Origin of the sequence: Rugosimonospora africana, from assembly GCF_016862975.1 — a bacterium.
Classification (GTDB): Bacteria; Actinomycetota; Actinomycetes; order Mycobacteriales; family Micromonosporaceae; genus Rugosimonospora; species Rugosimonospora africana.
This window is the reverse complement of the sequence record NZ_BONZ01000015.1, coordinates 212,269-235,509: the sequence shown is the minus strand read 5'-3', so window position 1 is coordinate 235,509 and position 23,241 is coordinate 212,269. Positions and strand designations below refer to the sequence as shown.

Sequence of the window (23,241 nt, the reverse complement as noted above, 5' to 3'; positions counted from 1 at the left end):
CCCGCGTTCCTGCGCGCCGGCGGGCGCCGACCGGGGCACAATGGCGGCGTGCTGACGAACCCGCACCCGGCGAGTCCCCGCTGGGCGCTGGCCGAGCAGGTGACCGACGCGGTGCGCCGGCGGTTCTCGGCCGACGTCCTGGCGGTCGGGGTGCACGGAGCGGTGGCTCACGGCGACGACACCGAGGACAGCGACCTGGACCTGGTCGTCGTCACGGACGGGCCAAGCGGCGGGCCGCGGCCGGCCACCCGGCGGGTCAACGGGAGCATCGTCGACCTCGACGTGATCAGTGCCCGCGAGTACCTGGCACACGCCCGTACCCTGTCCACGACGTGGCCGCTGGCCGCCGACCGGTACCTGACCACGAAGACGACGTACGACCCCGGTGACTGGTACCCGACACTGCGCGACACCCACCTGGCCCGGCTGGCCGAGGCCGGTACGGGCGAGTTCACGGTGCTGGCGGTGCAGGCGTGGTACCAGGCGTGCTCGGCGGTCGGCCGGGCCCGGCAACTCGCCGGGTGGTACGAGATGGACGCCGCGCTCGTCGCGCTCTCCGACGCCCGGGTCAGCGCCGCCATCGTCGAGGGCCTACTCAGCCGCACGTACTTCCGGGACGACGCGGACGCGGTACGCCGTACCGGCATCGCCGGCCTGGGCCTGCCCGAACTCGGTGACCGGCTGGCCGCTCAGGCGGACACGCTGGCGCGGCGTGGCCGGCCGGTGGACGGTACGGTCGCGGACCTGTTCGGGTAGGTGCCTTCGGCGGGCCACGCCTCATCGATCTCGGCAGAGCTGCCAATCTCGGCAGAGTCACCGACCCTGGCCGGGCTTGCGATCTTGACGAGCCCGGGACGTCAACCGATGCCGCTGATCCCGATCGCCCGGCCGATACCGAACGTCGCCCCGGCCGCGGCCAGCCCGAGCACCAGCTGGCGCAGCCCGCTCAGGTACCACTTGCGGTTGGTGAAACGGGCGGTCAGCGCGCCCGCGACGAACAGCCCCACACCGCCCACGATCAGCGCCAGCCACAGCTGGGAGGCGCCCGCGAGGTACGGCAGCAGCGGCACCAGCGCGCCGCCCGAGAAGCACAGGAACGACGACAGCGCCGCCACCCAGGGGCTCGGCTGCTCGGCCGGATTGACCCCGAGTTCCTCCTGGGCGTGCAGGCGCAGCGCCTCGTCCGGGTTCCGGCCGACGGCGATGGCCACCTGGCGGGCCAGGTCCGCCGGCAGGCCACGCTCGATCCACATCCCGGCCAACTCCTCGGCCTCGGCCTCCGGGTTGCGCTCCAGCTCCCGCCGCTCCTTGGCCAGCTCGAAGGCGACCTGGTCGTTCTGGGTACGCACGCTGGTGTACTCGCCGAGCCCCATCGAGATCGCGCCGGCGACCAGCCCGGCGAACCCGGTCAGGATGACGTTGTGCGCGGACACCCCGCCGCCACCCACGCCGGCGATGAGAGCGATGTTGGTCACCAGGCCGTCCATCGCGCCGAACACGGCAGGGCGAAGCCAGCCACCGGAGACGTCGGCGTGATGGTGGCTGTCCTCGGCCGCCGGGGGCGCGTCGTCCGCGTGGGACAACGGTTGAAACGGGTCGGTCATGTGCGCTCTGGGAAAGTCATGGCAGGGTGAGGATGTCGGCGCCGTCCTCGGTGACCACCAGGGTGTGCTCGAACTGCGCGGTCCACTTGCGGTCCTGGGTCACCACGGTCCAGCCATCGGACCACATCTGGTACTCGTGGGTACCGAGAGTGATCATCGGTTCGATGGTGAAGGTCATGCCGACTTCCATGGTCGTGGTCAGTGCCGGATTGTCGTAGTGCGGGATGTAGAGCCCGCTGTGGAACGCCTCGCCGATCCCGTGGCCGGTGAAGTCGCGCACCACACCGTAGCCGAACCGTTTCGCGTACGCCTCGATGACCCGCCCGATCACGTTGATCGGGCGGCCCGGAGCCACCGACTTGATCGCCCGCATCATCGCCTCGCGGGTGCGTTCGACCAGCAGCCGCGCCTCCTCGCTGACCTCTCCGACACAGAACGTGGCATCGGTGTCGCCGTGGACCCCGTCGAGGTACGCCGTGACATCGACGTTGATGATGTCTCCGTCCTCGATCGCGGTCGAGTCCGGGATGCCGTGGCAGATGACCTCGTTCAGCGAGGTGCAGCAGGACTTCGGGAAGCCCTTGTAGCCCAGGGTGGACGGGTACGCGCCGTGGTCGCAGAGGAACTCGTGCACCACGCGGTCGATCTCGTCGGTCGTCACGCCCGGCTTGCAGTGCTCGCCGGCCAGCTCGGTGGCCCGCGCGGCCAGGCGCCCGGCGACCCGCATCTTCTCGATCGTCTCCGGCCGCTGCACATGTGAGCCGGTGTACGGCTTCGGCCGCTTCTTCCCGACGTACTCGGGGCGGGGAATGCTGGAAGGTACCTGCCGCCAGGGGCCGATCGTGCCGGGGGTGAGCGTAGCGCGGACGTCCATGACCCAAGCCTATCCAGCGGGCGGACCCGATCGCCCGGCGATCTGTCCGGCGGGGCCCGGATGGTCCGGGACGGCCTGGTCAGGGGCGGGAAGGCCGTCGATGCTGGCCGAGTTCTCCTTTGCCTGGTATGCCCGGATCTGGCGCGCTCGCCCGCCCGCCCCCGAACACGGCCAGAGTGCCGGCGAGACCCTCCGGCGACGCGGCCACGCGACCCGGCGACGCGGTCACCCGACCGTCCACATCGGACAGTTCCGGTGTCCGGCGTCCCGCGGTGTGAGCCGGCTCACGAACCCACCGTGCCGATCTGCACGGCGATGCGCCGACCGTGCAGCTCGCCGGCCTCCTGTCGGCGGTGCGACTCCGCCGCCTCGCTCAACGGCAGCAGGTCGACCGCCCGGGAGTGCAGCGAGCCGGCGGCGAGCAGGCGGTTGATCGCATCGGCCGCCTCGGCCAGCTCCGTCACGGTGGCCCGGGAGATCACGAAGCCGGTGACGGTCGCGTCCTTGAGATACAGGCTCGCCGCCGGCACGACCGGCCGGGTCGCCATGCCGGCGACCACCACGACCCGTCCCCGCCAGGCGAGCAGGTCGAGCGCGTCGGCCAGCTCGTTCTTGCCGGCCGAGTCGAGGTACAGGTCCACCCCGTCCGGGGCGGCGCGCCGGATCGCGCCCGTCCAGTCCGGATCGCGGTAGTCGACGAACTCGGCCGCACCCAGGCTCCGGCAGTAATCCGCGTCACGGTCGCTGGCCACGGCGATGACCCGGGCACCCGCCTCGACGGCGAACAGGATCGCCGCACCGCCCACGTTGCCGCCCGCGCCGATCACGACCACGGTCTGCCCCGCCTGCAGCCGACCGTGGGTGAACAACGCCAGGTACGCGGTCCCGGCGGGGTGGAACACCGTGACGGCGTCCTCCGCCGACACCCCGGCCGGAAGGTGGTAGAGCCGGTCGACCGGTACCACGGCCAGCTCCGCCGCCGCCCCCTGCCGGCCGGCGTGCCCCAGGCTGTTGCACCAGACCGGGTCGCCGGGCCGGAACCCGGTCACGTCGGCGCCGGTCTCCACGACGGTACCGACGAGGTCACGCGCGATGACGAACGGGAACTGGACCGGAGTGCGCCAGGCGCCGGAGCGGATGAAGGTGTCCACCGCGTTGACCGTGGTGGCCGCGACCCGCACCAGAACGTCGGCCGGTCCCGGACGCGGATCGGGGAGTTCGCCGTACCGGATCTCATCTACCGGACCGAGACGTTCGATGTAGGCGGCTCGCATTCCCCGATCTTCCCAGCGCCGTCCCGGCCGTGGCTGTGACGCTCGCCGCAGCCACGAGCGCCTCGAACAACCGAAGGTCGGGAAGCTCCTCGGGGTGCCACTGCACGCCCAGGACGAAACGCCGCGCCGGATCCTCCAGCGCCTCGATCACGCCGTCGTCGGCACGGGCAGTCACCGCCAGCGTGCCCGGATCGGCCACCGCCTGGTGATGGTAGGAGTTCACCCGTGGGGCCGGGCCGAGGATCGCATGCAGCCGGGAGCCCTCGGTGACGGTGACCGGATGCTCGCCGTACCGGCCGGGTGCGGGCTGGTGCCGCTCGTGACCGCAGTCCTCCGGGAGGTGCTGGTGCAGCGACCCGCCGGCCGCGACGGTCAGCAGCTGCATGCCCCGGCACACGCCGAGTACCGGCAGGTCGGCGCGCAGCGCCGCGTCCAGCAGGGCCAACTCCCCGGCGTCCCGGTCCGGCCGGCTGACCGTGGACGGATGCGCCGGTGCGCCGTACCGCCGCGGGTCGACGTCCGCGCCGCCGGCCAGCAGCAGCCCGTCCAGCCGCCCGAGCAGGTCGGCACCGAGGTCGTCGGGGCCCTGCCCGGCTACGTACGGCAGGAGGACCGCTTGGGCTCCGGCCGCGGTGACCTGCCGCACATAGCTGTACGGGAGCAGCGCCGCCGTGGTGTGCCACACCCCCCACGCGGCGTCCTCGACGTAGCAGGTGATGCCGATGACCGGCCGGGCGCTCGGGCTCATAGCGGCGTCACGTACGCGCCGGTGATCCCGCCGTCGACGACGAACGTGTTGGCGGTCATGAACGAGGAGTCGTCGCTGGCCAGGAACGCGACCGCCGCGGCGATCTCCTCCGGCTCGCCGAACCGGCCCATCGGCACGTGCACCAGCCGCCGCGCGGCACGCTCCGGATCCTTGGCGAACAGCTCCTTGAGCAGCGGGGTGTTGATCGGCCCGGGGCACAGCGCGTTGACCCGTACCCCCTGGCGGGCGAACTGCACGCCCAGCTCACGGGTCATCGCGAGGACCCCGCCCTTGCTGGCGGTGTACGAGATCTGCGAGGTAGCCGCGCCCATCAGCGCGACGAAGCTGGCCGTGTTGATGACCGAACCCTTGCCCTGCCTGACCATGTGCGGGATCGCGTACTTGCAGCAGAGATACACGCTGGTCAGGTTGACCCGCTGTACCCGCTCCCAGGCTTCGATCCCGGTGTCCAGGATGGAGTCGTCGTCGGGTGGCGAGATGCCCGCGTTGTTGAAGGCCACGTCCACCCTGCCGTACCGGCTGGCGACGCCGTCGAACAGCGCCTCGACCGCCGGCGCGTCGGTCACGTCGATCGCGACGCACTCGCCGCCGACCTCCTCCGCGCATGCCTGCCCGGCCTCCGCGTTCACGTCGACCGCGACGACCCGCGCGCCCTCGGCGGCGAACCGGCGCGCGGTCGCCAGACCGATACCGCTGCCGGCGCCGGTGATCACCGCGACCCGCCCGTCAAGACGACCAGCCACTCAGTCCTCCGTACTGATGAAGACGTTCTTCGTTTCGGTGAACGCGGCGGCCGCGTCCGGGCCCAGTTCCCGCCCGATGCCGGACTGCTTCACGCCGCCGAATGGAGTCCAGTAGCGCACCGAGGAGTGCGAGTTGACGCTCAACGTGCCGGTCTCGACGCCGCGCGCGACCCGGATCGCCCGGCCGACGTCCCGGGTCCACACCGAGCCGGACAGGCCGTACTCGGTGTCGTTGGCCTTCGCGATGGCGTCCGCCTCGTCGACGAATGGCAGGACGGACACGACCGGGCCGAAGATCTCCTCCCGCCAGTGCCGGTCCGCCGTGGACCTGGCCAGCAAGACCGTCGGCGGGTACCAGTACCCGTCGCCGTCCGGCGCGCTCCCCCGGAACGCGACCGCGGCTCCGTCCACATAGGACGCCACGGTCCGCCGCTGCCCTGCCGAGATCAGCGGGCCCATCTGCGCCGTCTCCAGCCGGGGATCCTCGCACCGGAACGCCTTGACCGCCGGTTCGAGCAGTTCGAGGAACCGGTCGTACACGGTGGCCTGCACGAGGATCCGGGACCGCGCGCAGCAGTCCTGCCCGGCGTTGTCGAACACGCCGGCCGGCGCGGTCGCCGCCGCCTTCTCCAGATCGGCGTCGGCGAACACGATGTTGGCGCTCTTTCCGCCCAACTCCAGCGTCACGCGCTTCACCTGTTCGGCGCAGCCGGCCATGATGCGCCGGCCGACCTCGGTGGAGCCGGTGAAGCAGATCTTCCGGACCGCCGGGTGGGCCACGAACCGCTGCCCGACCACGCTCCCCTGGCCCGGCACCACGGTGAACACGCCGTCCGGCAGGCCGGCCTCACGGCCCAACTCGGCCAGCCGCAGCGCGGTCAGCGGGGTCAGCTCCGCCGGCTTGAGCACCACCGTGTTGCCGGCCGCCAGCGCCGGGGCGAAGCCCCACCCGGCGATCGGCATCGGGAAGTTCCACGGCACGATGATGCCGACCACGCCGTACGGTTCGTGGAACGTGACGTCCAGCCCGCCCGGTACCGGGATCTGGCGCCCGGACAACCGTTCCGGCGCGCCCGCGTAGTAGTTCAAGACGTCCCGGACGTTGCCCGCCTCCCACCGGGCGTTGCCGACAGTGTGACCGGAGTTGCTCACCTCGATGGCGGCCAACTCCTCGACGTGTCCGTCCACGACGGACGCGAACCGGCGCAGCAGCGCGGCCCGCTCGCCGGGCGCGACCTTCCGCCAGGACTCGAACGCCCCCCTCGCGCGCTCGATCGCGGCATCGGTCTGCTCGACCGTGCTCGACGGTACGGTGGCGACCACATCCCCGGTCGCCGGGTTGCGCACATCCATGTCTGCGTTCCGAACCCTTCCACTCCGACCGCGCCACGACCCAGACCAGTCGTCCGACCAGTCCGGCTCGGCGCGTCTGGCGCCGCGCCGCGACCCGGACCGGTCGCCTCACAGGCGCTCGAAGCCGCGGTACAGCTCCCAGTCCGTCACCGCGGCGTCGAACGCGGCCAGTTCGACCCGGGCGTTGTTGGCGTAGTGCTCCACCACGTCGTCGCCGAACGCGGACCGGGCCAAAGCCGAGCCCTCCCACAGGACGGCCGCGTCCCGCAGGTTCGCCGGCACGTGCTCGGCGGAGGAGTCGTCGTACGCGTTGCCGCCGTAGGCGTCCTCCAGGCTCAGGTCCCGCTCGATCCCGTGGATCGCGCCGGCCACCATGCCAGCCAGGGCGAGGTACGGGTTGACGTCTCCGCCCGGAACCCGGTTCTCCACCCTCGTCGTGGCCGGAGAATGACCGACCAGGCGCAGGGCGCAGGTGCGGTTGTCCCGGCCCCAGCGCACCGCGGTCGGCGCGAACGAGCCCGGCTGGTACCGCTTGTACGAGTTGACGTTCGGCGCGTACAGCAGGGTGAACTCGCGCATGCTCGCGAGCAGCCCGGCGAGCACCCGCCGGCCGGTGCCGGACAGCCCGTGGCCGTCGCCCATCGCCACCGATCCGTCCACCGTGGAGCGCAGGGAGAAGTGGATGTGGCAGGAGTTGCCCTCCCGCGCGTTGGGCTTGGCCATGAAGGTCAGCGCCATGCCCTCCTGCGCGGCGATCTCCTTGGCGCCGTTCTTGTAGACGGTGTGCTGATCGGCACAGGCCATCGCCTCGGCATAGCGGAAGGCGATCTCGTGCTGGCCGAGATTGCACTCGCCCTTGGCGCTCTCCGGAACCAGCCCGGCGCCGGCCATCTCGGTGCGGATGCGCCGCAGCAAGGGTTCGACCCGGGCGGTGCCGAGCAGCGAGTAGTCGTTGTTGTAGAGGTTCGCGGGGACGAGGTCGCGGTATCCGTTGCGCCAGGCGTCCTCGTACGAGTCGCGGTAGACCACGAACTCCAGTTCCGTGCCGGCGTACGCGGTGAAGCCGAGCCCGGCGAGCCGGTCGAGCTGGCGGCGCAGGATCTGCCGGGGCGACGGAGCCACGTCACTGCCGTCGAACCACTTCAGGTCGGCGAGCAACATGGCCGTCCCCGGATGCCAGGGCACCCGGCGCAGCGTGCCGGTGTCCGGCACCATGGCGAAGTCGCCGTACCCGGCCGACCACGACGACATCGCGTACCCGTCGACGGTGTTCATGTCGACGTCCACGGCGAGCAGGTAGTTGCATCCCTCGGTGCCGTGGGCGAGCACCTCGTCGACGAAGTGCCGGGCGTGGAACCGTTTGCCCTGCAACCGTCCCTGCATGTCGACGATGCCCACGACGACGGTGTCGATGGCGCCGGCGTCGACCTCGACTCGCAGCGCCTCGATGGAGAGCGGCGCGGTCATGCTGTCCACCTCCCAAGGTCTACTACCAAACCATTTCGTGCGTCAATCAGCCAGACAGCCCGGGCCCGGTCGCTAACCGAGGAGTCCCCGCAGCAGTTCGGCGGTGCCGTCGCAGTGCTCCCGCATCGCCGCGCTGGCGGCGTGCGGATCGCCGCGCAGGATCGCGTCCACGATCCGGGTGTGCTGGCTGTCGGAGTGGTCGAGGTTGCGTTTGATGACCGGGATCGCGGCGAGCAGCCGGTCGAGGGTCAGCTGCACGTCGGCCACGGCCGCGGCGAGCGACGGGCAGCCGCTGGCCGTGGCGATCGCCAGGTGCAGCCGGGAATCGTTGACCCGCCGGGTGGGTCCCCGGTCGTGCGCCTCGGCCAGCCGGACGACCAGGTGCTGGCGGTCGGCGGCGGACAGGGTACGGGCGGCGGCCAGCTCGGCCGCGCCGGGTTCCAGTACCCGGCGGAAATCCAGCGCGTCGTGCAGCGCCTCGCCCATCTCCCGGGCCACCGTCGCCGGATCCTCGCCACCGGGTGCGCCCGCCCCCATCACGAGCGGACCGGCCGCCCGCCCGGCCGCGTCGCGTCCCGCCACGTCGCGCCCGGCCCCGGTACGGGACGCCCCCCGGGTACCGGCGCGGGACGGACGGCCGGCCGGTGGTGCGAGTCCGGCCGGGCGGGCGCGCACCACCGGACCGGTGCCATTGCTGTCCACCACGAACGTGCCGCCCGTGCGGCCCCGGCGAGACTCGAGGAACCCGGCCTCGCGCAGCGCCCGGATCGCTTCCCGCAACGTCACCCGGCTCACCCGGAGCTGATCGGCGAGCTCCCGTTCCGGAGGCAGCCGTTCGCCGACGCCGACCACGCCCAGCCGGATGGCCTGAGCGAGCCGGGACACCGTTATCTCGAATGCGTTGCCGCCCCGGACCGGGCGCCACACCGGCAGCCGACCCACCGTCGCGGGTACCGCCTCGACCGGTTCGCGCGCCATTCTCCCCGTACCCCCTGCCATCGATCGCGGTGACGGCGGCGCGGATGCCCGCCGCCACCGCGACATCATCGCGCCGTCAGTCCACGCCCGCGGGCGCGGGCTCGGGCTCGGGCGCTTCGTCGATCGTCCGCCGCGGTCCGGTGAACCACTTCCGCGCGGACAGCCACCACCACAGCGCGACGACGACGACCATCACGCCGACCGCGATCGGCGCGTAGTTCACCGAGGTCCAGCTGAAGTCGTCGTTGCCCGGCACACCGGAGGGGTAGATGGGCATGATGAAGTAGATCGAGATGACGATGATCTCGATCGAGGCTGCCCAGCACATCCACCGGTAGTTGCGGCCCAGCGTCCACGGCCCGGGCCGGAAACTGGCCCCGGCGCGCAACCGCAGCATGATGGGGATGAGGAAGGCCAGATAGAGACCGATCACGGCGACCGAGACCACCGCGTAGAAGGCGACCGGTACGCCGGGCACGTTCTTGTTCTCGTACAGGGCGGGCAGGGTCAGGACCAGACCGGCGATGCAGCCGGCGACGATGGCGTTGACCGGTGTGCCGTTGCGGTCCAGCCGGGTCCAGATCCGCCAACCGGGCACGGCGCCGTCGCGGCTGAACGCGAAGGTCATCCGGGACATGCTGGTCACGCAGCTCATCCCGCAGAAGAACTGGCCGACCGTGGAGATGACCAGGACCGTCTTGAAGAAGCCGGAGGACAGCGCGGTCTGGAAGATGGTCGCCGAGAAGCCGCCGGACTTGGTGATCGCGTCGGTGTCGTTCGCCGCGAACAGGAAGGCGAGCAGCAGGATCCAGCCGCCGATCGCCGAGTAGAAGATGGACCGCCACAGCCCGTTGGCCGCGTTGCGGGCGGCGCCGACCGTCTCCTCCGACACGTGCGCGCAGGCGTCGAAGCCCGTGATGGTGTACTGCGTGAGCAGGCCGCCGAGGGGCAGCACGTACAGCCAGAAGCCGGCCCCGCCGTTGTGGTTGCCGAAGAAGCCGTTGGCGTTCTGGGTGTGGGTGAAGACGAACGAGAAGCTCTGGTGCTTGTCGGGTACGAACGCCAGGATCAGCACGACCGCGGCGACACCGGCCACGTGCCACCACACCGAGATGTTCTGCAGGGTGGCGATGATCCGGGCACCGAAGATGTTGATCAGCGCGTGCAGCGCCACGATGAGGATGAACAGCAGGAATGCCTGCTTCAGGTTCCCGCTCCAGCCGCCGATCGTGTTGGCGAGGATGAGGTTGAGGAACGTCGCGCAGCCGTAGTCGACCGACGCGGTGACCGCGACCAGCCCGATCAGGTTGAACCAGCCGGTGAACCAGCCGTGTATCGGCCCGCCGAGCTTCGACGCCCACCAGTAGATGCCGCCCGCGGTGGGGAACGCGGACACCAGCTCCGACATACACAGGCCGATGATCAAGATGAACGCCGAAATGATCGGCCACCCCCAGGAGATGGCGATCGGGCCGCCGTTCATCCACGCCTGGCCGAACGTGGTGAAGCAGCCGGAGAGGATGGAGATGATGGAGAACGAGATAGCGAAGTTGGAGAAGCCGCTCCAACCGCGGTGCAGCTCCTGTTTGTAGCCGAGTTCGGCGAGCCGCTTCGAGTCGTCGTCAAACTGCCTGGACTGCGCTGGCGATGCCGTTGCCATGGCACCTCCTCGTGCGATGAGGATTATGAGGGGAGGGCGGGACGGCGCCCGCGACCGGCCACCGCGTCGATCAGAGCGCCCAGTCCGGGTGCGTTCAGATCGCGCGACGCCTGCCGCCACTTGTCTTCCGCCTCTGACTGGTAGTCAAAGGCGGGGCTGGACCTCAGCAGTCCATGGTGGACGGAGAACCACAGGGTCCAGGTCGCGTTGGAGAGCAACAGGTTCAGCCGGACCCGGGCGACCAGCGCCTCGGTGCGGTCCGGACCGAAGTACACCGCCGTGAGGGCGGCGCACTGGTCCGGCTCGAAGTCGGCCTCGGCGGCGATGTCCCCGAGGTCGAACGTCGGGTCGTTGTTGCCGGACAGTTGATAGTCGACGATCCGTACGCCGGTCGGAGGCCCGCCGGCGCCGTCCGGTCCGTCGGCGATGAAGTTCTCGGCGAGCAGATCGTTGTGGCACGGTACGGACGGCGGCGGCCAGGCGGCCAGTGCCCGGATCACCTCGTCCACAGTGGACGACGCGGCGCGGTACCCGGCCGGGACGGCGAGGCCGTGCCGCTCACAGATGCCCAGAAGCTCGGCGCGCTTGCGGCCGATGTCGAAATCGTTGCCGAATGCCGGCCCGGCGTGCAGCCTCCGGCAGGCGGAGGCGATCGGACCGATCGCGCCGGCCACGTCGCCCGGCCCCAGGGTGCGGCCGGGCAGGTACTCCAGGAGCAGGGCGGGCAGCTCCGGCAGTACCGCGAGTACCCGCGCGCCGACCCCGGACTCGGCGGCCAGACGGGTGTTGTCGAGTTCCTGCCCGGGCGGGATGCCCAGCCCGGCCTCGGACACCGCCGGTTCGAGGATCCGCAGGACGTAGCTCTCCCGGACGCCGTCATCGTCGACCGCGTCCACCCGGTACACCCGGTGACTCAGACCGCCCGGCATCCGGGACCACCGCACCGGGCGGCCGGCCAGCAGCGGCACGCCCGCGAGCGCGTCGTCCACCGTGGTCGGTCCGGTCATCGCTCCGCCTCTCATCGAGTACGGCAGCTGTGTGGTGGGCAAAGTGTGGAACCGCACGATCAAGAGCGTCAATACCCGAAGGTGCCGAAGTCGGATGGGCCGATGAGACCTTTTGGTCAGACCATATCGGTGATAGGAACCTTTCAGGCATGGCTCTCCCGTGGCGGGGCGGCGGGCGTCCGGGAAGCAGCGCTCGGGAGGGCAGCGCTCGGGAGGGCAGCGCTCGGGAGGGCAGCGATGCGGGACGAGGCGCGTGCGGTCATCATCGGCGGCGGGGTCGCCGGCACGAGCATCGCCTACCACCTGGCCCGGCTGGGTTGGACCGAGATCACGCTGGTCGAGCGGCACCGGCTCGCCGACGGTACGAGCTGGCACTCGGCCGGCTTCGTCGGCCAGCTGCGCTCCACCATCAGCCAGACCAGGATGATCATGTACTCCTCGTCGCTCTACGCCGAACTGCGCGAGCGCACGGGCATGGATCCGGGCTGGCGGGGCGTGGGCGGACTGCGCCTGGCCAGCACCCCGGACCGGGTGGACGAGTTGCGCCGGCAGGCAAGCTCGGCGCAGACCTACGGGCTGGAAATGGACCTTTTGTCGCCGGCCGAGGCTCACAATCGGCTGCCGCTGCTGGACGTCGGCGACGTACGGGCGGCCGGCTGGCTGCCCGGCGACGGGTACCTGCGGCCGGAGCCGCTGGTCCGAACGCTGGCCGCCGGGGCCACCGCACTCGGCGTCGAGATCGTCACCGGTACCGGAGTGACCGGGGTACGCACCGCCCGGGGCCGGGTCGCCGGGGTGCTCACCGATCGCGGAGAGGTCCGCACCGAGGTGGTGGTCGACGCGGCCGGAGCGGCGGCCGGCTGGGTGGCGGCACTGGCCGGCGTGGCGGTACCGGTGGTGCCGATGAAGCACCAGTACGTGGTCAGCGACCCGGTGGGCGGCGACACGGTCGAGCTACCCACGGTCCGGGACCCGGACCACATCGTCTACTTCCGCGGCGACGCGAGCGGCGGCCTGCTCGTCGGCGGGTACATCCGCGACCCGCAGGCGTGCTGGCCGGACGACGGGCCGCCACTGGCCACCGCGCGCGGCCTCTTCGCCCCCGACCTGGCCGCGTTCGCCGATTCGTGGGCGTCGGCCCGGCGCAGGCTGCCGGTGCTGCGCGAGCGCGACATCGCGTCGGTGACGCACGGTCCGGAGGCGTTCACGCCGGACGGCGAGTTCCTGCTCGGCGAGACGGCGCTGCCCGGGTTCTGGGTGGCCGCCGGGTTCTGCGTACACGGGCTGGCCGCGGCGGGTGGTGTGGGCAAGGTGATGGCCGAGTGGATCGTCGACGGCACGCCGGAGTACGACGTGTCCACAATGGACATCCGGCGGTTCGGCGGGCACGCGGCGAGCCGGTCCTGGGCGACTCGGCGAGCACTGGACGCCTACTCGACCTACTACGACATCGGGTACCCACACCAGGAACGCACCGCGGTCCGGCCGCTGCGCCGATCGGCGACCTGGCCACGGCTGGCCGAACTGGGCGCCGTGCTGGGCGAGAAGGCCGGCTGGGAGCGGGTGAACTGGTTCGCCGGCAACGAGCCGGGTGCCGAGTCGCCCGCCAGCGCCGTGCCGGCCACACCGGGCGCTGGCGCCCAGTCGCCCACACCGCCAGCCGGCGCCGCACGGGCCGCCGCCAGTGCCCGACCCCGAGGCTGGGCCGCCGCCAGCGCTCGACCCCGGGGCTGGGCCGGCCGGCACTGGAGCCCGGCGATCGCCGCCGAGTGCCGCGCGACCGCCGACGCGGCCGGGCTGTTCGACCAGTCCTCGTTCGCCAAGTTCTCGGTCGCCGGACCGGGAGCCGCCGCGTTCCTCGACCGGATGTGTGCCGGCGCCGTCGACCGGCCGCCCGGCACCGTCACGTACACCCAGCTGCTGAACGCCCGCGCCGGCATCGAGGCCGACCTGACCGTCACCCGGCTGGCGGCCGACCGGTTCCGGGTGGTCACCTCGACCGCGAGCGGGGTGCGCGACCAGGCGTGGCTGCGCCGGTACGCGCCGGCCGACGTGGTGATCGAGGACATCACCGGCGGGTACGGCTGCCTGTGCCTGTGGGGGCCGGCCGCCCGGGACATCCTCCAGCCGCTGACCGACACCTCACTGTCCAATGAGGACTTCCGGTACCTGCGCGCCCGGCAGCTGACCGTCGGCCCGGTACCGGTGCTCGCCCAACGGGTCACCTACGTCGGCGAACTGGGCTGGGAGCTGTACCCGGCGACGGAGTACACGCTCACGCTGTGGGACCTGCTGATGCGCGCCGGAGCCGGGTACGGGCTGCGGCCAGCCGGGTACCGGGCGATCGACGCGATGCGGGTGGAGAAGGGGTACCGGGTGTGGGGCTCCGACCTCACCACCGAGACCACCCCCGACGAGGCGGGGCTGGCCTTCACGGTACGGATGGACAAGCCGTTTCTCGGTCGGGACGCGTTGCTCGCCGCCCGGGCGGCCGGCGGACCGCACCGCCGCCTGCGCTGCCTGATTTTCGACGATCCGGCGGATGTGTGCCTGGGCACCGAACCGGTACGCGTGGCTGGGAAGCTGGCCGGCCGGGTCACCTCGGGCGGGTACGGGTACCGGGTGAACCGGTCGATCGCCTACGCCTACCTGCCGTCCGATGTGGAGTCGGGCTGCGTGGTGGAGGTGGGCGTCTTCGGCGGCTGGGTGTCCGCCACCGTGGTGGCGGAGTCGCCGTACGATCCGGACCACTCGCGGGTACGGGCCTGAGCCGAGGGCACCGGCGGGAGGTCTGCCGGCTTCCCCGCGCGGCCCAGCCGCTCGTACAGCATCCCGCCCTGGTGCGCGAGTGCGCCGACCACCGCCGGTACCACCGGAAGCACCCAGTCGGCCACGAAACCCTCCGCCGCGAGATTGGCGATGAGCAGCGCGGCGACCGCGCCCCCGATGCCGGACACCAACCCCCGCCAGACCGCCCGTCCGGCGTGCTCCGCGGCCGCCCGGCGGCCGGCTCTGCCGCCCAGTTCCGGGAAGTCCCTCGTCGTCCGGAAGTCCCGCCGGCCCAGGTTGAATCCGGCCAGGGCGGCGGTCAGCGAGGTACCGGTGGTCACCGCGAGCAGCGTCCGGTGCGTGCCGAGGGCGAGCGCGCCATATGCCGCGGCGCCCACGGCCAGCGCCCACGCGGCCCGGATCCACTCTTTCTTCTCCCCCGGGTACCAGACGTAGCGCGTCCTGTTCTCGGAGACCTTCTTGACGATCTGTCCCATCCGGGCTCACCTCACTGGTCACATGATGGGACTCAGAACAGGACGGTGGCGAAGGTACCCACCTGTTGGAACCCGCACCGGGCGTAAACCGCCCGAGCCGGTTCGTTGTAGTCGTTGACGTACAGACTGACCGTCGGCGCCACCCGGCGCAACGCGTCGTGAACCACCGCGGACACGCCGCGCGTGGCCAGCCCTCGGCCACGCCACTCGGGCGCGACCCACACACCCTGGATCTGCGCGGTGTGCCGGGTCACGATCGCCAGCTCCGCCTTGAACACCACCCGGCCGTCGATGATCCGGGCGTACGCCCGGCGTGCACGGACCAACTCCGCGACCCGCTCCCGGTAGCCGCGCTCTCCTCCGTCCAGCGTGGGCGAGACGCCCACCTCCTCGGTATACATCGCCACCGACGCCGGAAACAGCAGGTCAAGCTCGGCCGGGCGGACGACCCGCACCTCCGGATCCGGTGGCACCGCCGGCAGCGCGCCGGTGGCCAGCAGCGGCTGGCACGGCCGCACGTCGCGGGCCGGACCCCAGCGCAGTGCGAGCCGGGTCCACAGGTCGAGCACCGCGTCGGCGGTGCCCACGATCGACGAGCAGGTGCGGCCGTTGAGCCCGGCCAGCTCGGCGAAGGCGGCCACGGCCGGAGGCGTGGCGTGCACCGGGATCAGGTTGTTGCCCAGCCAGCACAGTGACTGGAGGTGCCGGCGGCTGCCGTAGCCGAACACCCGCGCCTCGGTCCGCCACCAGGCCAGTCCGAACGCGGCGACCTGCTCGGCGACCTGGGCGGCGGCGTAGGGGTCGCGATCGAGAAGCCGCTCCACAGCCATCCGTTCGGCGTCTCCGAGAAGCCGGGCGGGAACCGTCAGCACCCTACTAGCCTGCCAGACTCGGCAGGCCGATGCGTACCGGGGAAATGAGAGACTGGTACCCGTGCGGGTGGCGATCCTGGGACCACTGGCGGTCACGGATGACGAGGGCCGACCGGTCGATCTCAACGGTCCACGACTGCGGACTCTGGTGATCCGTCTCGCGCTTGCCGGAGGCCGGTTGGTGGACAGCGGCACCCTGATCGACGCGATCTGGGGCGACTTCCCGCCGGCCGCGGCGAACAATGCCCTTCAGACCCTGGTGTCCCGTGTCCGCCGGATACTGCCGGCTCCGGCCGCGTTGACCGGTGAGCCGACCGGGTACAGGCTGACCGGCACCCGGCTGGACGCCGAGGAGTTCGAGCGGCTGGCCGCGACCGGCCGGGCGGCGCTGCGTGCCGGTGATCCGAGCGGAGCCGTCGAGGCGTTGGGCGCGGCCCTGGCCCTGTGCCGGGGACCGGCGCTGATCGACGCGGCGCACGCCGACTTCGCCCGCACCGCCGCCACCCGCCTCACCGAGCTGCGGCTCGCCGCGACCGAGGACCGGATCGAGGCGGAGCTGGCGCTGGGTGCCGACGCCGCCCGTCCGATCGGGGAGCTGACCGAGCTGACCGCCGGATACCCGCTGCGGGAACGGCCGCACGAGCTGCTGATGCGGGCGCTGGCCGGCAGCGGGCGCGGTGCCGAGGCGGTCGCGGTGTACGCCAGGCTGCGCGCCACCCTGGCCGACGAGCTCGGCGCCGACCCGTCGCCCGAGCTGGCCGAGCTGAACCGGGCCATCCTGCGCGGCCGGTCCGGGGAGGCGGCCCGACCCGGCGCGGCCCGCCGACCCGGTGAGCCGGATGCGTCCCGGGCACGCTCGGCAGGCAACCTGCCGGTCGCGCTCACCAGCTTCGTCGGCCGCGACACCGATCTCGCCCGGCTCGACGCACTGCTCGCCGAGCACCGGCTGGTGACGCTGGTCGGCCCGGGCGGGGCTGGCAAGACGCGGCTGGCCACCGAGGCGGCTCGCGCTCACGCCGGCCGGCTGCCGGGCGGTGCGTGGCTGGTCGAGCTGGCGCCGGTACGCCTGCCCGACAAGGTTCCGCAGGCGGTCGCCGAGTCGCTGCGGCCACACGACGCCGGACTGATCGAGACGGCCGGCGTCCGGGACGTCCAGGAGCACCTGGTCGAGTTGCTGTCCGGCCGGGAGGCGCTGCTCATCCTCGACAACTGCGAGCACCTGGTGGGCGCGTGCGCCGAGCTGGCCGAGCGGATCCTGGGCGCGTGCCCGCGGGTACGCGTCCTGGCCACCAGCCGGGAGCCGCTGGCCATCACCGCCGAGGCGCTGTGCCCGGTGGGACCGCTGGCCACCCCGCCCGGACCGGTCGGCGCCGGTGAGGCGTTGGCCTTCCCGGCGGTACGGCTGCTGACCGACCGGGCCGGTGCGGTCCGGCCCGGGTTCACGGTCGGGCCCGACAACGTCGCCGACGTGGTGGAGATCTGCCGCCGGCTGGACGGCCTGCCCCTGGCGATCGAGCTGGCCGCCGCCCGGCTGCGCAACCTGCCGGCCGCCCAGGTCGCGGCGCGGCTCGGCGACCGGTTCCGGCTGCTCACCGGTGGCAGCCGCACCGCGCTGCCCCGGCACCAGACCCTGCTCGCGGTCGTCGAGTGGAGTTGGGACCTGCTCGACGAGGCCGAGCGCCGGCTCGCGCGCGGGCTCTCGGTGTTCCTCGACGGGGCCACGCTGGACGCCGTCGAGGAAGTCTGCGACGGAGACCTGACCACGCTCGGCGGCCTGGTGGACAAGTCCCTGGTCACGCTGTCCGATGAGGACGGCCGGTACCGGATGCTCGAGACCATCCGGGACTACGCCGCCGCGCGCCTGGCGGAGGCCGGCGAGGCTGACACGGTACGGCGCTCACACGCGAGTTACTTCCTCGTCCTGGCCGAGACCGCCGAGCCACGCCTGCGCACCGGCGAGCAGCTGATCTGGCTGGAACGGCTCAAGACCGAACGCGACAACCTGGTCGGCGCGCTGCGCTGGGCGATCGACTCGGGGGAAGCGGAGATCGCGCTGCGGTTGACCAGCGCACTCGGTTGGAACTGGGTACTGCGCGGCCAGCACGCCGAGGCGGTGGACTGGCTCAAGCAGGTGGTCGACCTGCCCGGCGAGGTGCCGGCGCCGGTACGCGACTGTGCCTTCCTGCACCTCGCGATGAACCTGATGGCGACGGGCGACGCGGACAGCAGCCGGGAGATGTACGCCCGCCTCAAGGACCTCGACCCCAACATCCATCCGCTGATACCGGTGGGTCAGGTGCTGTCCGCGGTGATGGAGGAGGACGAACAGCGGGTACTGGCCGCGCTGCCGGCCGCGTTGAACCATCCCGACCCGTGGGCACGCGGACTGGGTTTGGCGGTGCGCGGCTGGCTCCGCCAGCAGAAGGGCGACCCGGGCGCGGCGGAACGGGACCTGCTCCAGGCACAGGAAATCTTCGTGCCGCTGGGCGACCGGTGGGCCAACACGGTCGTGATCAGTTCCCTGGCGGAGAGCCGGAGCATGCGCGGGGACCACGTCGGCGCGATCGAGGCACACCGTTCGGCCTTCGCGCTGACGCAGGAGATGCACACCGGCGAGGACGACCGGGCGGCCACCCTCTTCCAGCTCATCTGGGAGCGGTTGCGGGCCGGCGACCTCGCCGGCGCTCGCGACGATCTGGCGCTCGCGGAGCGGCTCCTGCGGGACTCCACCGCGACCCCGCTCGCGCTGCTCGGGCTCATGCGGGGCGACGTGGCACGCGGCGGCGGCGACCTGGCCCTGGCCCGGGCCGAATACGAGCGGTGTCTGGAGGGGCTGCGCGGGATGTCCGGCATGCAGCCGGACGCGCCGTTGTTCGCGCTGTCCGGGCTGGTCTGGGTCACCGCCGCCCAGGGCGACCTGCCGGCGGCCGAGCGGTACCAGCGCGAAGTCGCGTCCCTCTGCGAGGGCTCCTCGAACCGGCCGCTGCTCGCCCGGGCGGCGGAAACGCTCGCCGGGCTCCTGGTGGCCCGGGCCGACTTCGCAGGGGCGGTCCGCGCACTGGCCAGCGCGGAGAGCCTCCGGGGCCGGCCAGACCTGGGCAGCCCGGACGTCGCCGCGGTCGCCGAGGCCGCACGGGCCGCCCTCGGTACCGAGAGATACGCAGCCGAGTACGCCGCCGGCCTCGCCGAGCCGATCGACATCATGCCGCCAGACGCGGCTCAGCCGGCCGGCACCCCCGTGCCGTCGGCCGGCTGAGCACAGCGTCCGATCAATCCGTCCGATCAGGACTTGCGGCGGTACACCGTCACCGCGATCGGCGCGAACACCACCACGATGCCCACGATCCAGGCGATCGCGTGCCAGGCCGGGGTGGCCACCGGGCCGGTGCCGAGCATCAGGCCGCGGGTGGCGTCGGTCAGCGCGGTGATCGGGTTGACCTTCACCCACGCCTGAAGCCAACCCGGCAGCGTGACGGTCTGGGTGAAGATGTTGCTGCCGAAGGTCAGCGGGAAGCCGACCACGAAACCCAGGCCCTGCAGGCTCTGCGGCGTCTTCACCAGCAGTCCGAGCAGCACCCAGACCCAGCACAGCGCGAGCGCGAACGCCATGACCAGCGCGACCGCCCCGATGACCGGCAGCACGCCGTTGTGGAACCGGAAGCCCAGCAGCGTGCCGTACGCCAGCAGGATCCCCATCGACACCACGTAGCGCACCACGTCGCCGAGGACCAGCCCGGTCAGCGGCGACGAGCGGGCGATCGGCAGGCTGCGGAACCGGTCGAAGATGCCCTTGGTGATGTCGGTGTTCAGGTTGATCCCGGAGCCCATGCTGGCGAACACCACCGTCTGCACGGTGATGCCGGGCAGTACGAACTGCAGGTACTGGTGGCGGCTCATGCCGGCGATGGCGCCGCCGAACAGGAACACGAACATGGTCAGGAAGATGATCGGCTGCAGGCTGACGTCCAGCAGCTGCTCCGGGTTGTGCCGGATCTTCACGACCGCACGCCAGGCCAGCGTGAACGAGTGCCGGAGCGCGCGCACCGGGTTGATCCGCCGGGCCGGTACCGGGTGGGCAATGGCGACCATCAGTTCTCCTCCTCCGCGCCGTGTCCGGTCAGTGCCAGGAACACCTCGTCGAGGCTGGCCAGGCGCAGGGCCAGCTCGGTCACCGCGATGCGCTCCTCACGCAGCCGGCCGACCACGACCGCGAACGCGTCGTCGTCCTCCACCGGTACCGACAGCAGCCCGCCGTCGTCGGCTCGCTGGCTGGGTACCGTACCCACGGCCTTGCCCACGATCTCGGACACCGCCGGAAGGTCGGCGGGGTCGGCCGGGCGTACGTCCAGCGTCTGCCCACCCACCTTCGCCTTCAGCTCGGACGGGGTGCCGCTGGCGATGACCCGACCGTGGTCGATGACCGCGATCTCGTTCGCCAGCCGGTCGGCCTCGTCCAGGTACTGCGTGGTGAGCAGCACCGTCACCCCGTCCGCGACGAGGTTGCGGACCATGGTCCAGACCTCGCCCCGGCTGCGCGGGTCCAGACCCGTCGTCGGCTCGTCCAGGAACAGGATCTCCGGCCGGCTGACCAGGCTCGCGGCCAAATCCAGCCGCCGGCGCATGCCCCCGGAGTACGTCTTCACGCTGCGCCGGCCGGCGTCCGACAGGTCGAACTGCTCCAGCAGCTCGCCGGCCCGCCGCTTGGCGTCCCGTCGGGGGAGCTCCAGGAGCCGGCCGATCAGCACCAGATTCTCGAATCCGGTCAGGTCCTCGTCGACGGCGGCGTACTGGCCGGTCAGCCCGATCAGCGCGCGTACCCGGTCGGCGTCGTGCCGGACGTCGAAGCCGCCCACCTGAGCCTCACCGGCGTCCGGCCGGATCAGGGTGGTCAGCACCCGGACCGCCGTCGTCTTACCGGCGCCGTTGGGTCCGAGCACGCCGAGCACGGTGCCCTGCCGGACGGCCAGGTCGACACCGTCCAGCGCCTTCGTCTTCCCGAATCGCTTCACCAGGCCCTTGGCCTCGACCGCGTAGCCGCTCATGCCGGATCCTCGCTTCGCTGCGGTCCGGCACAGGGCCGCTGGGCGCGGGCGTCCGGTCGCGGTTGCGCGACGGCCCCCCACCCGCTTCGCTCAGTCATGATCGTTCCCCTCGTGTTGTCCATGTGATGCCCATGGTGGCGAGCCGCGCTGACAGCACACGCACGCGGCGCTGACACGGCCCATTCAGAGCCGGCCGCTTGACCCGGGTCGCCCGGAAAGCCAGGGAGCCTGACGGCCGACCCCATTTCAGAACCGGCCGCTTGACCGGCCCGCCCACAAACCAGGCGAGCCTGACGGCCGACCCCATCTCGGAACCGGCCGCTTGACCGGCCCGCCCACAAACCAGGCGAGCCTGACGACCGCTGGGCCACGAACGCTTGCGCACCGAGTGTGGTCGTGTGATGCCAATCGCGCTTGCGGTTCGATAGCTTACCGATATATCGTCAACACATCAACGACAGAACGGAGGGAGTCATGAGGGACTTCCGCGACATGCACGAAGCGCGGGCGCGCGCCTTCGGGGGCTGGCGCCCGCCGTTCCCGCCGTCCGGGCACGGGCACGGCAGGGGTCGAGGCGGTCGAGGCGGCCGAGGGGGGCGCCGCGGCAACGTCCGCGCCGCGATCCTCGCGCTGCTCAACGAGCGCCCGATGCACGGCTACGAAATGATCCAGGAGCTGGACACCCGCACCGGCGGTGTCTGGCGGCCGAGCCCGGGATCGGTCTACCCGACCCTGCAGCTGCTGGAGGACGAGGGCCTGATCACCAGCGAGGAGAGCGGCGGCCGGAAGCGGTTCACGCTCACCGAGACCGGTCAGACCGAGGCCACCACCGCGGCGGCGGACCCGCCGTGGAACGAGTTCAGCGCGGAGACCGTCTCCAGCGGCCAGGACACCCGGGACGCGGTTTTCGGGATCATGAACGCGCTCCGGCAGATCGGCTTCGAGGGCGACCGCGAGCAGTGGCAGCGGGCCGTCGAGGTGCTCAACGAGACCAAGCGCAAGCTGTACGCGATCCTCGCCGAAAGCGAGTGACCCAGACACGACGGAGGGGCGGCCAGTGGCCGCCCCTCCGTCGTCAGCGCCATGCCGACGGTGCCCGCCTCCGCCACATTCCGGCTCCGGCTGCGTCCCGTCGATTCACCCGTGCCGGAATCAGCTGACCGAGACCGTCGGGCCGGTGAGGCCCTGCAGCTCCTCGGGCAGCTCGGCACCCATCTCGTCGGCCAGCCGTACGGCCTCCTCGACCAGTACCTCGACGATCTGCGACTCCGGTACCGTCTTGATCACTTCGCCCTTGACGAAGATCTGTCCCTTACCGTTGCCGGAGGCCACCCCGAGGTCGGCTTCCCGGGCCTCGCCCGGACCGTTGACCACGCAGCCCATGACCGCGACCCGCAGCGGCACCGGGAACCCGTCCAGCGCCGCGTGCACCTGCTCGGCCAGCGTGTAGACGTCGACCTGGGCCCGACCGCAGGACGGGCAGGACACGATCTCCAGGCCCCGCTCGCGCAGCCCCAGCGACTCCAGGATCTGCCCGCCGACCTTGACCTCTTCGACCGGCGGTGCGGACAGCGACACCCGGATGGTGTCGCCGATCCCCTCGGCGAGCAGCGCACCGAACGCCACGGACGACTTGATCGTGCCCTGGAACGCCGGGCCAGCCTCGGTGACGCCGAGGTGAAGCGGGTAGTCGCAGCGCTCGGCGAGCAGCCGGTACGCCTTGATCATGACGACCGGGTCGTTGTGCTTCACCGAGATCTTGATGTCCCGGAAGCCGTGCTCCTCGAACAATGAGCACTCCCACAGCGCGGACTCGACCAGCGCCTCGGGCGTGGCCTTGCCGTACTTCTGGAGCAGTCGCGGGTCCAGGGAGCCGGCGTTGACACCGATCCGGATCGGGGTACCGGCGTCCTGCGCGGCCCGGGCGATCTCAGCGACCTTGTCGTCGAACTTCTTGATGTTGCCTGGGTTGACCCGTACCGCGGCACAGCCCGCGTCGATCGCCGCGAACACGTACTTCGGCTGGAAGTGGATGTCCGCGATCACCGGGATCTGGGACTTCTTCGCGATCATCGGCAGGGCGTCCGCGTCGTCCTGCGACGGCACGGCGACCCGGACGATCTGGCAGCCGGCGGCGGTCAGTTCGGCGATCTGTTGGAGGGTGGCGTTGACGTCCGCGGTCAGCGTCGTGGTCATGGACTGGACGGAAACCGGAGCGCCACCGCCGACCGGCACGCTGCCCACCATGATCTGACGAGACTGGCGGCGCGGCGACAACGGCTCGACGGGGGCGCTGGGCATTCCAAGATTGACAGCGGTCACAGCAGGATCA

General features: G+C 71.7%; 18 protein-coding genes. 4 read left to right on the top strand and 14 right to left on the bottom strand.

Annotated features, from left to right (window positions below; genetic code table 11):
* Positions 1–48: 48 nt before the first annotated feature.
* Positions 49–756, top strand: coding sequence for a nucleotidyltransferase domain-containing protein (locus tag Raf01_RS09265; RefSeq protein WP_203917329.1), 708 nt, complete (start codon positions 49–51; stop codon positions 754–756).
* A gap of 101 nt (positions 757–857) precedes the next feature.
* Here the strand turns inward: Raf01_RS09265 and Raf01_RS09260 are convergent, their stop codons facing one another.
* The 10 genes from Raf01_RS09260 to Raf01_RS09215 all read right to left on the bottom strand — a co-directional run bounded on the left by Raf01_RS09260 (position 858) and on the right by Raf01_RS09215 (position 11,729).
* Positions 858–1,604 carry a VIT1/CCC1 transporter family protein gene (locus tag Raf01_RS09260; protein ID WP_203917328.1) on the bottom strand — a complete coding sequence of 249 codons (747 nt, stop codon included), beginning with the start codon at positions 1,602–1,604 and terminating at the stop codon, positions 858–860.
* Between the two features lie 16 nt (positions 1,605–1,620).
* Positions 1,621–2,478 (bottom strand): type I methionyl aminopeptidase, encoded by an 858-nt coding sequence (gene map, locus Raf01_RS09255; RefSeq protein WP_203917327.1) that lies wholly within the window; start codon positions 2,476–2,478, stop codon positions 1,621–1,623.
* Positions 2,479–2,762: 284 nt separating this feature from the next.
* Complete coding sequence (locus tag Raf01_RS09250) at positions 2,763–3,752, bottom strand: NADPH:quinone reductase (protein ID WP_203917326.1); 990 nt, start codon at positions 3,750–3,752, stop codon at positions 2,763–2,765.
* Positions 3,712–4,500, bottom strand: a complete 789-nt coding sequence (locus Raf01_RS09245) for a gamma-glutamyl-gamma-aminobutyrate hydrolase family protein (protein WP_203917325.1) — start codon at positions 4,498–4,500, stop codon at positions 3,712–3,714. The genes Raf01_RS09250 and Raf01_RS09245 overlap by 41 nt, the downstream gene beginning before the upstream one ends.
* Entirely contained in the window at positions 4,497–5,264 is a 768-nt protein-coding gene (locus Raf01_RS09240) for a 3-oxoacyl-ACP reductase (protein WP_203917324.1), read from the bottom strand. The genes Raf01_RS09245 and Raf01_RS09240 overlap by 4 nt, the downstream gene beginning before the upstream one ends.
* Positions 5,265–6,617: an aldehyde dehydrogenase family protein gene (locus Raf01_RS09235; protein WP_203917323.1), complete on the bottom strand. Its 1,353-nt coding sequence runs from the start codon at positions 6,615–6,617 to the stop codon at positions 5,265–5,267.
* Between the two features lie 108 nt (positions 6,618–6,725).
* Positions 6,726–8,084, bottom strand: a complete 1,359-nt coding sequence (locus tag Raf01_RS09230) for a glutamine synthetase family protein (RefSeq protein WP_275412970.1) — start codon at positions 8,082–8,084, stop codon at positions 6,726–6,728.
* A 72-nt stretch (positions 8,085–8,156) separates the two neighbouring features.
* Positions 8,157–9,062: a FadR/GntR family transcriptional regulator gene (locus Raf01_RS09225; RefSeq protein WP_203917321.1), complete on the bottom strand. Its 906-nt coding sequence runs from the start codon at positions 9,060–9,062 to the stop codon at positions 8,157–8,159.
* Positions 9,063–9,138: 76 nt separating this feature from the next.
* Positions 9,139–10,722, bottom strand: coding sequence for an amino acid permease (locus Raf01_RS09220; protein WP_203917320.1), 1,584 nt, complete (start codon positions 10,720–10,722; stop codon positions 9,139–9,141).
* A gap of 23 nt (positions 10,723–10,745) precedes the next feature.
* Complete coding sequence (locus tag Raf01_RS09215) at positions 10,746–11,729, bottom strand: phosphotransferase (RefSeq protein WP_203917319.1); 984 nt, start codon at positions 11,727–11,729, stop codon at positions 10,746–10,748.
* Between the two features lie 237 nt (positions 11,730–11,966).
* Here Raf01_RS09215 and Raf01_RS09210 point away from each other — a divergent pair, with 237 nt between their 5' ends.
* Positions 11,967–14,498, top strand: a complete 2,532-nt coding sequence (locus Raf01_RS09210; RefSeq protein WP_203917318.1) for a GcvT family protein — start codon at positions 11,967–11,969, stop codon at positions 14,496–14,498.
* Between the two features lie 529 nt (positions 14,499–15,027).
* Here Raf01_RS09210 and Raf01_RS09205 read toward each other — a convergent pair.
* Positions 15,028–15,867: a GNAT family N-acetyltransferase gene (locus tag Raf01_RS09205; RefSeq protein ID WP_203917317.1), complete on the bottom strand. Its 840-nt coding sequence runs from the start codon at positions 15,865–15,867 to the stop codon at positions 15,028–15,030.
* Positions 15,868–15,928: 61 nt separating this feature from the next.
* On the opposite strand from Raf01_RS09205, the gene Raf01_RS09200 reads away from it, so the two are divergent.
* Entirely contained in the window at positions 15,929–19,123 is a 3,195-nt protein-coding gene (locus Raf01_RS09200; protein ID WP_203917316.1) for an AfsR/SARP family transcriptional regulator, read from the top strand.
* Positions 19,124–19,149: 26 nt separating this feature from the next.
* Here Raf01_RS09200 and Raf01_RS09195 read toward each other — a convergent pair whose 3' ends face one another.
* Together Raf01_RS09195 and Raf01_RS09190 are read right to left on the bottom strand one after the other, a co-directional pair.
* Positions 19,150–19,956 (bottom strand): ABC transporter permease, encoded by an 807-nt coding sequence (locus tag Raf01_RS09195; protein WP_203917315.1) that lies wholly within the window; start codon positions 19,954–19,956, stop codon positions 19,150–19,152.
* Positions 19,956–20,909: an ATP-binding cassette domain-containing protein gene (locus Raf01_RS09190; RefSeq protein WP_203917314.1), complete on the bottom strand. Its 954-nt coding sequence runs from the start codon at positions 20,907–20,909 to the stop codon at positions 19,956–19,958. The genes Raf01_RS09195 and Raf01_RS09190 overlap by 1 nt, the downstream gene beginning before the upstream one ends.
* A gap of 474 nt (positions 20,910–21,383) precedes the next feature.
* Between Raf01_RS09190 and Raf01_RS09185 the strand changes: the two genes are divergently transcribed.
* Positions 21,384–21,941 (top strand): PadR family transcriptional regulator, encoded by a 558-nt coding sequence (locus tag Raf01_RS09185; RefSeq protein WP_203917313.1) that lies wholly within the window; start codon positions 21,384–21,386, stop codon positions 21,939–21,941.
* A gap of 120 nt (positions 21,942–22,061) precedes the next feature.
* Here Raf01_RS09185 and ispG read toward each other — a convergent pair whose 3' ends face one another.
* The gene (ispG, locus tag Raf01_RS09180; RefSeq protein WP_203917312.1) at positions 22,062–23,231 is read right to left on the bottom strand and encodes a flavodoxin-dependent (E)-4-hydroxy-3-methylbut-2-enyl-diphosphate synthase; all 1,170 of its coding nucleotides are present in this window, start codon (positions 23,229–23,231) and stop codon (positions 22,062–22,064) included.
* Positions 23,232–23,241: the final 10 nt, after the last annotated feature.